The following is a 12,753-nucleotide window of genomic DNA, read 5'->3' as shown; positions in this document are numbered from 1 at the left end:
CATCAGTTCTTGAGCCTTGCGAACGCTCGAAAAAGTTGCATGCTTAAAGCAAGGACGGGGATGAGCACGGTCCACGCGGGCCAGTCGGCAAAAAAGTCCCGATGGGCCTCAAAGGATCGTAAGGCGCATCCGGCCCGTGTTCCGAATTTGCTCCAGCAAACTCGGCCGCCACGCGAGTGCACGTTGGGTAGAGCGCAAAAAGCCTTAAAAAATTTGCCCGTAACGAGCGTTCATCGGGTATCGCTTCAAGTCTATGGATGGGATAGGCTTTCCTCGGGAACATCCCTGGCGAACAATTTGTCTGCTCTGACACGCTCAATCCGCGTATGAACTTGCTGATCGTTGGCACTCCGATCAGTCTGGCCTCCGCTTCTGGCGGCGTTAAACAACCTGCTCAACTGTTTTGCTCTTCCAGCTCATTGTTATGCCGTCCACGAGTGCGAATACTTTCAAACATTGAAAGCCACCATGGCTTCTCAACCGGAAGCTTGATTTAACCCGGTATGAGAATGTCTACCATCCTTATGGCTGTATGTAGGCTTTAAGCGTTGATGCCGTTAGGGTAATAACTACAATACCGACCAGCGCCCACCACCAATGCTGCCAGGCGCCATGGCTGACATAGGCGACAGACCATGCCCCGGCCATCAGGATCGCCGCAATCCTCGTCGACTTTTCCGGAAGTCGTAGTATTTGGCGCAGGAAAAGCCCCATCAAGGCCGATGAGAGAAGAATGCCCATGAAGCCAAGCTCATACCAGACCTGCAGCGACCCATTGTGTGGGTGACCGTAAGCGAGGCGGCTTACAACTACGGGGTCTGTGCCACGGTAGGCTTCATTCGCCCACAGTGATGCCTGCAAGCCGTGTCCGAAGAGCGGGCTATTCAGGCTTTGCTGAGTATAGGCCCACCATATCTCTAGGCGTATAAAGTGATGGGGGTGTGTTGTGAGAACCGATGATAGTGAAGCAACCGCTTCTGGTGTGACGGTCTTATAGAGTGCCAAGGCGATAGCTGGGGCAAACACGTGGCTGGCAAGAACGGCAAGGCCTACAAAAAGTGCCAATGTTCGCGGCTTAACTGTCAGCGACAGAGCTGATGTTGCAGCAAGAACAAATACGCCCAGTTTTGCGGACTCAGAGTGGGAAAGGAAAACTGCAACCACAGCCAGAACGACTATCGCTAAGGTGACGAGTGGGCGCTTCCGAGAACCTTCTAGCAAAAGGATCAATGGAAGAAACAATACCACTGCGACAGCCGCGCGATTGAGACGAAAAGGTTCTGCCGACGCACCAAGAGCCGATCGAATGGGGCTGCCAAAGTGCAGTTCGATCAGGATAAGAACGCAGGCAAGGATCACCGAAAGGGGTAGTGCCCAGACCAACCAACCTGGCACCTCGACCTGTCGAGCCATTAAGAGACAACATACGGCCGCTGCCAGCGTTGCGACCGTTGTCTGAGAAAGCGCGCCAAGTCCTCTTGAGGCCTCTGGTGCCCAAGAGAGAGAAACTAGGGCAAACAGGATGATTGCAATCGCAAGCGGGCCGACCGGCGATGATGTCATGATTTGCCAGACGGACTGTTTCAGTATGGCCCATGACTTGGCGAGGCCATCAGTTTGCACAGACGTCAGCACAATAAGGGCCGTCGCGAGGACCAGCATCGGAAAGGCGATGTTGCGGGAAAGGGCTGTTGCAACGGGTGTTGCAAGGAGAATAGCCAGGGCAAGGCTACTCGGCCAAGGTGGTCTTACAACGCTGATCACGTGAGTCCTGCAGCTTGTGAGGTGAGGAGACCTAGTTTTGAGCAAGAGTTTCAACCATCTCGAACGCACAAACGCAATGGCAAGTCAGTTGGAAAAGCATACTTTATGGCCATCGAACCATACCTGCTAGTTCAGCGAGCAAGCGCCGCCTTTTCGACATATCGCGCGACGACCTCGACATTCTTCCAGCCGCCTGCCGTCATGATGGCGACGGTATCGTAGCCAGCTGCCATCAAGTCCTGCGCCGCGCCCACACGCATTGAGTGGCCGCTCAAGCACGCAACGATGTTTTGGTCCAGGCCAGCTCGCCGCGCAGATGCTTTGACGAGCCGCCTGACTGAGGATGTTTCCATATGTCCCTGGCGAAGTTTCCCGGCCACAAGACCCCTAAACAGTGGGCCATCGTTGATGCCCGATGTCCGGAGCCATTGATCGATTTTTTCTGCCGTCGCGGAGGATAAACGAGCCAATCGGCCATCGCCGAACGGGTCGTTTTTGGAGCGTGGAATGTAGGCAGTTTGGCTCGCAAGATCGATATCATTTACCTTCATCCAAGCAAGCTCCGAACTGCGACAGAGTGTATCGTAACCAACGCTGACGATCGCTGCGTCGCGCAGCCCTGCGAGGGTCTGCGGACAGGCATCAAGGATCGACGTCAAAATCTCCGCGGTCAACCCACGCACCTGTTTCGGACGGCGACCTTTGGTCCGTGCAGCGCGGCGAAGCGAAAGATAAACCACCGATGTGTCGATGGGTGACGGGAGATCGCACATGCGATGCAGGAACTTGATAGCCGAAACACGCCGCCGGATCGTAGCGTACGAATAGTTCGCGATCTGATCATCGATGAACGCAGCCACGATGTCTGCGGAAGCAGGGATGATTTCTGCGCCTTTGTTGGTACACCAAGCAGTAAAGATGTCCAAGTCGCACCGATAGCCTCGAAGAGTGAAGTCGGAATATGCGCCAACGCACCGTGCGAAGATGGCGTCAAGGACACTTGCTGTGTGGCCATAATTGCTGGAGTATCGAACCAGATCATTCATAAGTCATAAAATAGTACTTAAAGAGCTCCTGTCAATGATCTCATCGGTTCAAATTCGTGCTGCGCGCGGACTGTTAAATATATCCGCCGCTGAATTGGCCGAGAAAGCAGATGTCACTTGGAAGACGATCCAGCGTTTCGAAAGCGCAAACATGATCCCACCTTCCCGCGCGGGCACGCTTGAGCGTGTGAAAGAAGCCCTTGAAAGCGCCGGTATCGAGTTCATCGGCGACCCGTTGAACTCACCGGGTGTGCGCCTGCGCCGACAGGCCGATGATGAGACAAACAATAGGTCGGAGCGCTAGATCAGACCGCGAGCTTTCACCCTCACATGCTCATCATTGATTTTCTGCTGGCCCTTGCCACGAGCCATGTCTCACGCGTCCGTTCCTTCGCATTCCCGCCAAATCCCAGCTATTCCCACTTAATCCCGCAAAAACCCTCAACGCCCGATAACGCCACTTGGCGTTCGTCGGGATTGCAAGTCAATGTGCAATATGCTGTCACGATTCGTGTTCACGATAGACGGCGTTTGTCCTTCGAAGCAAAGCGCGCACCACCGTTTGGTAGAAGTCGTGGAAGTTGGTGGATCAACCTAGCACTGCACCAAGCATGCGATTGGATCGTAGAACCACATCACGGAAAAATGGCGGACCTGCTGGGACAAAGTCCGAACCTTCTGGATGATCTTTTCCAAGATCTAGAAGACCGGGAAGTAATTTTGAATTCTCTGCTGGGTTTTGGTTTAATCAAAATCAGGATGAGATGAAACAGCCCACCTTGGCTATAGATTAGCGCCAAAAGGCGGGGTCGAGCCCCTATCGAACACTCAATCACTTAACGCATACCATTGCGTGTCAGCTTCGACCCGATGAGTTTCGATAAAGCATGGCAACGACGAACGCGGCGAAAGCGACGCCGCCGCCTACATAGCCAAGCATTCCAAAGCCCAATGAACCAACAACCAGACCACCAAGGCCGGCCCCCACGCCTTGGCCGAGATAAATAACAGATGTGTTCATCGCGAGCGTGAGGGCGCTTTGGTTGGGATCGGCCTGCACGAGAGCTTTTTCAATCGCTGGTGACGGCGCGATCAATGCTGCGGATGTGAAGAAAATCACGAGCGCGACAAACGCTATGGTGGCAAGCGAACCAGCTACGCCAACTGCAAAAGCAACAGTCCAAAGCGACAATGCAACGGCCAGTACCAAGTACATCACCCGCATGTTGGGTAGGAAGGCACGCCGGTCTGCCAGAAGGCTACCCACTACCAATCCGGCCATTGAGCCAAATCCGATTGCGGACTGCATCGCGCCAATGGCTGCTCCTTCAAAGCCAGTGGTTTCTGTGATGACTGGACCAAGATAGGCAATCACCGGATAGGCGGCGACAAAGGACATTCCAATCAAGAACAATCCAAGCTGAACGATGGGGAGCTTAGCTACGCCCCAGTCCGCGCGCGGCGCAGTTTCATTCGGTCGGCTTGACGGCACACCAAAAGCAATGGCCGGGATCACGGCCAGCGCGACGATCGCCGCGAAGAGGAACGTCGCACGCCAGCCAAACAGGCCTCCAACAACCGTTCCCAATGGTACGCCAGCGATGAAGGCGATTGTTAGTCCAGACAGGATGATACCAAGGGCTTGGCCTTGCTTCTCGGGCGGGACGAGGCTTGCTCCGATGGCTCCTGCCATTGGCATGACCGCCGCCGAAACGACGGCAACCAAAATACGCGCTGCCAAAAAGCCCTCGAACACAGGAAGGAAGGCAGTAAGTGTGTTGATGATCGCAACACTCGCCAAAGACGCAATCAAAACTCGCTTGCGTTCAAAGAGCGACAGAGCGCTGACCACCAAGGGCGAGGCGATGGCGCTTGTAATTGCGAATGCCGCCAAAAGTTGTCCGGCCGTTGCGACAGAGACATCCAAATCATCGGCAAGGTCGGCTAACAGCCCCGAAAACACATAACTCTGGGTTCCGACCACGAAGGCAGCAAGTGCCAGCAGATAAACAGCATACGGCATCGGCTACGCTTTCCTTGTTGCTGGAGCAACCAGCGCTGCAAGGCTTTCGCGCAAACGTTGGCGCATTGAGCCATCACTGAATGTCGCCAGTTCTGCATCGAACGTGACGTCCCAGGGACCAACCGACAAACTGCCGCGCAAATCTGCGCCCATGTAGGGCGCACTATCAACGGCGGTTGCCAAGACGCTTGCTGCACCTTGGTCACCGGCGGAAGCGGACAAAAACAAAGCTGGTTTGTTTTGGTAGACGTCAATGTCGATCCGTGATGCCCAATCGAGAATGTTCTTGAAAGCTGCGGTGTAGGTGCCGTTGTGCTCGGCAAACGAGGCGATGATCGCATCAGCCCGCTCAATGCGCGCCATGAACGCTTTGGCTTGGGGCGGAATGCCGATCTCTCTTTCGCGATCGACCGAGAAGATGGGCATTTCAAAGTCGTTGAGATCGAGAAGATCAATGGAGCACTTGCCGTCGAATGCAGCGGCGAGAGTGCTCGCCGCGTGATAGGCAAGTTGGCGATTTATTGAGTTACAACTCGTGCTCGCGCCAAAGGCCAGGATCTTCATTTTCAGTCTCGATTTACAAAACAGTTTTCACTTTCTTGGCCGAGTCTGACATGCTACATTTACGCATAAAAGATACGAAAACGCGCTCTTAATGCGCGAATTTGCGGCATGAACGATGGACAATTGGAACGAGATCAGAACCGCGGCAACGGTCGCGCGGCTGCAAACCATCAGCGCTGCTGCTGAGGCGTTGGGTGTGCATCGTGCGACCGTGACACGTCACATCGATGCGCTTGAAACAGAACTGGGTGCAAAGCTTTTCCAACGACACGCCCGCGGCTTCACGCCGACAGAACTCGGTCAGGAGCTCTTACGCATAGCCGATGCCACGGGCACTCAGTTTGGAGAACTTGTGCGGCTTGCCCGCGGTTCAGCAGATGAATTGCATGGCGAGATCGTGATCACCTGCCTGGATGTGCTTGTTCCTTACGTACTGCCAAAAATTGCGCGGTTTCAGAAGGATCATCCTGGCATGGATATCCGCATGATCAGCAGTGATCGGAAGCTCAAGCTAGAATATGGCGAAGCTGATATGGCGTTTCGCATCGGTCCAAAGCCAAACCACCCTGACAATGTCGTCCTTGATATCGGCTCGCTCGGAATGGGTCTGTTTGCAAGCCAGGACTATATAGAAGCCCACGGTAAACCCAACTCGATCAAAGACTTCGCTCATCATCGCTTTATCGGGGTGGATGCATCTGCGCCCGATACTCCTTATCTGCAATGGCTTCATGAGGTGGTTCCAAGCGCATCGATCAACGTCAAGGTGAACTCAGTCTTGGCTTTGTGGGAAGCGGTTGGAGCAGGTCTTGGTGTTGGGTTTCACCCGCTGAAAAACACAGCAGAAAAGAACCTTGTTTCCGTCTGGCAAGCCCAAGCAGACTGGCATGAAACCATATGGGCGGTCTCTCATATGGATTTGCATCGGACTGCAAAGGTGCAGGCGCTTGCCCGCATCCTAAGATCGGCCCAATGATTGCCTTGTAGCATAAATGCGCATTGAAAGCGCATTTGTTGTCATTCTCAGCTTTCATACGGCATATCATATTGATCCCAACACGAAGAAGTTGGGAGAAAAACATGATCAAAAAGACATATGACCGTCCAATCGTTGTCGCAGGATCCACCGGCAAACAGGGCGGCGCTGTTGCTCGCCATCTGTTGGCGGGTGGGCACGCAGTGCGGGCGCTCACCCGCAACCCCTCCAAACCTGCCGCTCAGGCCTTGGCCGACTCCGGTGCAGAAGTGGTGGCGGCTGATCTGGAAGACCGAGCGTCCCTAGATGCGGCGCTGAAAGGTGCTGCTGGGCTTTACTCTGTGCAGGATTTTCTGGAGGCCGGTGTGGAGGCTGAAGAGCGCCAGGGGCTCAACTTGACCGCTGCGCTGGCTGCCTCCGGCATTGAGCACGTCGTCTACACTGGTGCGTCGACGATGGACCGAAACACCGAAGTCCCGCATCTCGACAGCAAGTGGAACATCGAGATGGCCGTTCGTGCGTCCGGCAAACCGTGGACCGTTTTTCGCCCTGCCGCCTTCATGGACAATTGGGAATGGGATCGCCAAAGCATCATGGAGTCAGGGTTGGTTCGCTATCCAATGCATCCAACGATGCCCTACGCGCAGATCGCCTGCGATGACATCGGCCGCATGGTTGCGCAAGCATTTGAGAAGCCCGAGGTTTGGGCCAACAAAGCCGCGCCTATCACAGGCGATGTTTCCACGATGGAGGAGATTACGGCAACGCTCGGCAAAGTCCTTGGTCGCGAGCTTCGCTATCAGCAACTCACATGGGACGAGGTTCAGGCCGAGCAAGGCGAAGAGCTGATGCTGATGTATCGCTCTTTCGACACTTACGGCATGGATGGCTCGCCCTATTATCTGAAGCATTGGCTTGGCGACATCACCAGCTTTGACACCTATCTGCGCACTACCGGTTGGGATCAGTAAGCGAGATGGCCTCAACGATTGCCGAGGTTCTGAGCTTCTGGTTCAGCGATGATACCAAGGCCCATTGGTTCGCATCAACACCTGCGTTTGATGCGCGCGTGAAAGAGGTTCTAGGGCAAACCTATGAACTCGGCGCCAACGGCAACTTGATCCATTGGGAGCAAACGCGGGAGGGCCGACTGGCCCTCTTGATCTTGCTTGATCAAGTGCCGCGTATGATCTTTCGTGGAACGCCGGAAAGTTATGCGAGCGATGATGCGGCATTGGCGCTAGCCAAGCGATGTCTTTTGCATGGTGACGATATCGCGCTGCCGAAAGAGGATAAGCGCCGCTCGTTTCTCTATCTGCCGTTTATGCACAGTGAGAACTTGGACGATCAACGCCGCAGCGTGGAGTTGCACGAAACCTATGGCCCTGAAGCTGGGCTGAACTGGGCGCGCGGACATCGAGACGTCATCGCCCGTTTCGGTCGTTTTCCACATCGCAACGCGCGGTTGGGGCGACAAAGTACAGCTTCAGAACTGGACTTCTTAGAAGCAAAGGATGGCGCGTGATGACGACATTTGAAGACGGTGAAGCGGTTGCACGGGCCTTCTTCGATGCTTGGAATGCTGGCGATGCCGATGCCATTGCGGCTTTGTTTGTTGACGACGCTGACTTCGTCAATGTTGTGGGGTTCTGGTGGCGAAACGCGAAACAAATTCGCAAAGCCCATGATTATGGCTTTCGGCACATCTTTGGCGATGCCAAGTGTGAAATCACGGAACTCCGCGTTCGCGAGCTCACACCAGACATCCAGATCGTTCACACAGTATCGACGCTTGATGGACAAACAGCGCCCGATGGTGAGACGGCTGCTCAGCGCGTTGCTGTGATTTCGATGGTCACACAGCGGCGCTCAGACGGGTATCGGATTGTGAGCTGCCAGAACACAGACCGGGTTGAAGGTGCCGACACGCATATTGCGGCACCATCTGGCCTGCGCCCCATCAGCTATCAACGGTGACGCCAAGATGGGTATGATGATTGATGGCCAGTGGGTCTATGAGGACGATGAAGTGGAGGATGGCGCATTCAAGCGCGAGACAACAACGTTTCGAAGTTGGATCACGCGGGACGGTTCAGCAGGAGAAACCGGAGAAGCCGGGTTCAAAGCTGAAAGCGGGCGTTATCATCTCTACGTCTCCTATGCGTGTCCATGGGCGCATCGCACGATCCTCTATCGATCCCTGAAAGGTCTTGAGAGCCATATCGGCATGTCGGTGGTCTCTCCCTATTTAGGGGAAGATAGCTGGGCCTTTGATATGGACATCGATGGCACCACCGGCGATCCGCTCAACGGAGCTCGATATCTGCGTGACATCTATTCTAAAGCCCGTCGCGATATGACGGGTCGCGTCAGTGTTCCGGTCCTCTGGGATAAAGAGCACCAAACCATCGTTTCGAATGAGAGCGCTGAGATTATTCGAATGTTCGACGAAGCTTTTGTCGACGTAACGGGCATCGAGGCTGAATACCGGCCGCGTCATCTGGTTCCCGAAATCAACGAGACAAATTTGCGGGTGTTTCGCACCATCAACAACGGCGTCTACCGGGCTGGTTTTGCATCAAAGCAGGAGCAGTATGACGAAGCGGTTGCTGATTTGTTTGAGTCTTTAGACTGGCTCGAAGAGGTCCTGTCTGAGCAGCCCTACTTGGCGGGTGGGCATGTCACCGAGGCAGATTGGCGCTTGTTCACCACGGCTGTTCGGTTCGATCATGTCTACCACGGCCTGTTCAAATGCAATTGGCGCCAGCTTGCAGACTATCCAGCGATCAGCCGATGGATGCGTGATCTTCATGCACGCCCAGGGGTGGCTTACACCGTGCGCCTTGACCACATTGTTCCGCACTATTGGTGGAGCTTGCACTGGATCAATCCAACGAGAATCGTGCCGCGTGGGCCGCACAGCTTTCTGTGAACTGGCAACTTTTGAGAATATCCGATCGGAGTAGGAAGGTGCGAAACCCCTACGGCTTCTGAAATGACCGCTTTCTTCTGCATTACTGCCGACGATTTTGCCGAACTTTGAGATAAGTTCGCCCGAGAATCTCCCACCGTAAGGCCGGACCGGCTTATGGTGAGCCTGAAAACTCAACCGTGCTGCTCTGAACCCGCCAAACGGGTTCGGACGCGCTACCGTTTTATGGAAATGGCGGACAGAGAGGGATTCGAACCCTCGAGACGGTTACCCGCCTACACACTTTCCAGGCGTGCGCCTTCGACCACTCGGCCATCTGTCCCAACGTTCGCTGAAAAGCGCACGCAAGCTTATTTGAAAGCGAAGAGCAAACTTCGCATGGGCGCGCTGCGCCCAGAATGCGCGTGGTTAGCGCGGGTCAGGCCAGCTTTCAAGGTCTCTCGCACCACCAATGAGAAAAAGAGTAAAGCCTGCGCGCTGTGACCAATGGTCGGGTGGCATCAGGCGAAACTCTAAGGCTAAGAGGCGCGCATTCTCGGAGACTCTTTACCATGCTGCCTCTTATCCTGTTTACCGCCGCGTCGTTGCTTAGCCTGGCCTGGTTCTTCGTCCACCTCATCCTCGGCGGAAAAGAGGTTGCACGGCCCCTGCTTGCTGACGAGGGCCTTCCGGACATGGCTCGCCAGGTGCTTTATGTTTGTTGGCACTTTGTGTCGGCCACCATTGCAATCATGGCGATCCTGTTTGCGTTGGCAGTTATGCTGAACAACTCAGGCTATGCCGTTGGCGGAACGCTTCTCGCGGCGGGATTCGCGCTGGCAGGTATCGCGATCGGTCCCTTGCGGGGATGGCGTTACAGCACCATCCCACAAGGCTGGCTTTTCGTGCCCGTCGCCGCCATGGGCGCCGCGGGCCTTATGCTCTAGGCCCGCAACACCCCACCAGCTGCCTTCTCAACGGCGCCAACGATCTTGGCCGACACAGCATCAATCTCTTCGTCGGTCATCGTGCGCTCGCGCGGTTGCAACGTGACCTCAATGGCCAGCGATTTCTTGCCCGTCTCCATTCGCTCACCGGCATACACGTCAAACAGCGAGACATCGCTGATCAACGCTTTGTCGGCGCCTTTGGCCGCGCGCAGCACCTTGTCGGCGGTTGTATCAACATCCACCACGAAGGCGAAGTCACGGCGCACGGGCATCAAGTCGTGCAGAGTCAGCGGCGGCTTTGTGCGCGTCGCCTTCTTGCGCGGCGCGGGGATGGCATCGAGCGTGATTTCAAATGCAACCGCTGGCCCTTCCACATCCATCGCTTTGAGCAGGCGAGGGTGAAGTGCACCGAAATGGCCAAAAACATCCTTGCCACGGCGCAGCGTGCCGCACTGTCCTGGATGATACCAATCGGGCCCACCTGCCTCGATCTGTACGGTGGAGGCGTCCAAACCCAAATCATCGAGCAACGACAGCGCATCGGCCTTAGCATTGAAGGCTGAAACAACGGGGAAATCGCCCACCCAATGACGGCCTTGGCCTGCCATCACAGCAGTGCCGCGGCGCACGCCGCACGCAGCAATGGTTTGGTCCTCCGGCGCATCACCAGCAAACACCTGGCCAACTTCAAACAGCGCCACGTCGCGGGTGCCGCGATCCACATTGGCTTGAACGTTGCGCAAAAGGCCTGGCAACAGGCTGGGGCGCATGGTGCTCATGTCCGTGGAGATCGGGTTGGCGAGCTGCAGCACAGCTGATCCGCCGCCAAAATGCTCCGCATCATCCTGACGCACGAACGACCAGGTGACCGCCTCCATAAGGCCGCGCGCTGCCAGCACGCGTTTGGCGCGGCGGGTCTTTTTCTGGATGTCTGTCAGCACCGGCTGGATCACCGTTTGGCGACCAATCGATGGGGTCACGGGCACGCGGTCCACGCCTTCAATGCGCATCACCTCTTCCACCAGGTCGGCTTTGCCTTCCACATCCGGGCGCCAGCTTGGCACCGCCACTTTCAGCTCCTCGCCAGAGCCTGCCGCCCAAAAGCCGAGAAGCTTCATGATGGCTTTCACCTCATGGCTTGGCACATCAAGGCCGGACAGGCGCTTCACCTCGGCGACTGGGAAATCAATGATCTTGTCGACATCGGGGATGGCACCAGCAACCGTCTTTTCCGTCGGTGTTCCACCGCACAGATCGACGACCAACTGCGTTGCCAAATCCAAGCCTTGCTCGTTGAAGGCGGGGTCCACACCGCGTTCAAAGCGATAACGCGCATCAGTGACAATGCCGAGCTTGCGGCCAGTGGAGGCGATGTTGTCGGGCATCCAAAGCGCGGATTCAATCAGCACGTCTGTGGTGGTCTCATCGCACCCAGACTCCTCGCCACCCATGATGCCCGACAGCGATTCTACGCCGTTCTCATCGGCAATCACAGACATGCTGGTATCAAGCGTGTACTCTTTGCCGTCGAGCCCCAGGAAGCGCTCGCCATCTTTGGCCTCGCGCACGGTGAGATTGCCCTTCACCTTGGCAGCGTCGAACACGTGTAGCGGACGGCCACGGTCGAACGTCACATAGTTGGTGATGTCCACCAGCGTGTTGATCGGGCGCAGGCCAATGGCCTTCAGGCGCTTTTGCATCCAAAGCGGTGAGGGGCCGTTTTTCACGCCACGCACCAGGCGCAGGGCAAAGGTTGGGCAGAGGCTCTCGCCCTTGAAATCAAGCGTGACAGAAACGGGGCAAGCACCGTCGCCTGCAATGACAGGCACGGTGCCATCTTTCAGCTTGCCAACGCCAGCCGCCGCAAGATCGCGAGCGATGCCATAGACGCCCGTGCAGTCAGGTCGATTGGGCGTCAGGCCAATATCGATCACCGGATCATCAAGCTCAGCGAATGTCGCATAGGAGGTTCCAGCAGCCACCTCGGTGGTCAGATCGATGATTCCGTCATGCTCATCGGAGAGTTCCAACTCGCGTTCTGAAAGCATCATGCCGCGTGATTCCACGCCGCGAATTTTGCCAACCTGTAGGGTCACGTCGATGCCCGGCACATAGGCACCTGGAGGCGCAAAAACGCCTGTCAGGCCTTCGCGCGCGTTGGGCGCGCCACACACCACCTGCACCAGGTCGCCGGACCCGGTGTCAACGTCAAGCACGCGCAACCGATCAGCATCGGGGTGCTGCTTGGCGCTCACCACCTTGGCGATCACAAAGGGCGCATAAAGCGCGCGGTCATCCACGTCTTCGACCTCAAGGCCGATGCGTGTGAGGGTGTCGACAATGGTGGCCAGATCGGCGTCGGTCTCAAGGTGATCCTTGAGCCAGGAAAGCGTGAACTTCATGGCGTAACAATATCCGCAAAGACGGGTGAAAATGCTGCTGTGCGAAATCGCATGGATCGTCGCGCCTTGCAATGCTTGGGGCGAGAGCGACGCGAACGCACCAGCGAAACTTGCAAT

At 56.0% G+C, this 12,753-nt stretch carries 12 protein-coding genes and 1 tRNA gene; 7 read left to right on the top strand and 6 right to left on the bottom strand.

The window, feature by feature from the left end; translation table 11 throughout:
• Positions 1–522 precede the first annotated feature (522 nt).
• Positions 523–1,764 carry an O-antigen ligase family protein gene (locus tag ABWH92_RS01175; RefSeq protein WP_375571383.1) on the bottom strand — a complete coding sequence of 414 codons (1,242 nt, stop codon included), beginning with the start codon at positions 1,762–1,764 and terminating at the stop codon, positions 523–525.
• A 131-nt stretch (positions 1,765–1,895) separates the two neighbouring features.
• Complete coding sequence (locus ABWH92_RS01170; RefSeq protein WP_375571381.1) at positions 1,896–2,810, bottom strand: tyrosine-type recombinase/integrase; 915 nt, start codon at positions 2,808–2,810, stop codon at positions 1,896–1,898.
• Positions 2,811–2,844: 34 nt separating this feature from the next.
• Here ABWH92_RS01170 and ABWH92_RS01165 point away from each other — a divergent pair, with 34 nt between their 5' ends.
• Positions 2,845–3,114: a helix-turn-helix domain-containing protein gene (locus ABWH92_RS01165; RefSeq protein ID WP_375571379.1), complete on the top strand. Its 270-nt coding sequence runs from the start codon at positions 2,845–2,847 to the stop codon at positions 3,112–3,114.
• 552 nt (positions 3,115–3,666) lie between these two features.
• Here the strand turns inward: ABWH92_RS01165 and ABWH92_RS01160 are convergent.
• Both ABWH92_RS01160 and ABWH92_RS01155 read right to left on the bottom strand, forming a co-directional pair.
• Positions 3,667–4,833, bottom strand: coding sequence for an MFS transporter (locus ABWH92_RS01160; RefSeq protein ID WP_375571377.1), 1,167 nt, complete (start codon positions 4,831–4,833; stop codon positions 3,667–3,669).
• A gap of 3 nt (positions 4,834–4,836) precedes the next feature.
• Entirely contained in the window at positions 4,837–5,397 is a 561-nt protein-coding gene (locus tag ABWH92_RS01155; protein ID WP_375571375.1) for an NADPH-dependent FMN reductase, read from the bottom strand.
• 115 nt (positions 5,398–5,512) lie between these two features.
• Between ABWH92_RS01155 and ABWH92_RS01150 the strand changes: the two genes are divergently transcribed.
• The 5 genes from ABWH92_RS01150 to ABWH92_RS01130 all read left to right on the top strand — a co-directional run bounded on the left by ABWH92_RS01150 (position 5,513) and on the right by ABWH92_RS01130 (position 9,305).
• The gene (locus tag ABWH92_RS01150) at positions 5,513–6,373 is read left to right on the top strand and encodes a LysR family transcriptional regulator (protein WP_375571373.1); all 861 of its coding nucleotides are present in this window, start codon (positions 5,513–5,515) and stop codon (positions 6,371–6,373) included.
• A 104-nt stretch (positions 6,374–6,477) separates the two neighbouring features.
• Complete coding sequence (locus tag ABWH92_RS01145) at positions 6,478–7,344, top strand: NmrA/HSCARG family protein (RefSeq protein ID WP_375571371.1); 867 nt, start codon at positions 6,478–6,480, stop codon at positions 7,342–7,344.
• A gap of 5 nt (positions 7,345–7,349) precedes the next feature.
• Positions 7,350–7,898 (top strand): DUF924 family protein, encoded by a 549-nt coding sequence (locus ABWH92_RS01140; protein WP_375571369.1) that lies wholly within the window; start codon positions 7,350–7,352, stop codon positions 7,896–7,898.
• Positions 7,898–8,350: an SgcJ/EcaC family oxidoreductase gene (locus ABWH92_RS01135; protein ID WP_375571367.1), complete on the top strand. Its 453-nt coding sequence runs from the start codon at positions 7,898–7,900 to the stop codon at positions 8,348–8,350. Before ABWH92_RS01140 ends, ABWH92_RS01135 begins: the two co-directional genes overlap by 1 nt.
• 7 nt (positions 8,351–8,357) lie before the next feature.
• A complete protein-coding gene (locus ABWH92_RS01130; RefSeq protein WP_375571366.1) occupies positions 8,358–9,305 on the top strand; it encodes a glutathione S-transferase family protein in 948 nt (315 codons plus the stop codon).
• Positions 9,306–9,537: 232 nt separating this feature from the next.
• Here ABWH92_RS01130 and ABWH92_RS01125 read toward each other — a convergent pair.
• Positions 9,538–9,627 (bottom strand) — tRNA-Ser (locus tag ABWH92_RS01125).
• A 229-nt stretch (positions 9,628–9,856) separates the two neighbouring features.
• On the opposite strand from ABWH92_RS01125, the gene ABWH92_RS01120 reads away from it, so the two are divergent.
• Positions 9,857–10,231 (top strand): hypothetical protein, encoded by a 375-nt coding sequence (locus ABWH92_RS01120; protein ID WP_375571364.1) that lies wholly within the window; start codon positions 9,857–9,859, stop codon positions 10,229–10,231.
• Here ABWH92_RS01120 and pheT read toward each other — a convergent pair.
• Positions 10,228–12,636 (bottom strand): phenylalanine--tRNA ligase subunit beta, encoded by a 2,409-nt coding sequence (pheT, locus tag ABWH92_RS01115; protein ID WP_375571362.1) that lies wholly within the window; start codon positions 12,634–12,636, stop codon positions 10,228–10,230. The genes ABWH92_RS01120 and pheT overlap by 4 nt on opposite strands.
• Positions 12,637–12,753 lie beyond the last annotated feature (117 nt).

Origin of the sequence: Ahrensia marina (genome assembly GCF_042140245.1) — a bacterium.
Taxonomy (GTDB): domain Bacteria; phylum Pseudomonadota; class Alphaproteobacteria; order Rhizobiales; family MH13; genus MH13.
The sequence above is the reverse complement of the archived record's forward strand: the minus strand, read 5'-3'. Positions and strand labels throughout refer to the sequence as shown.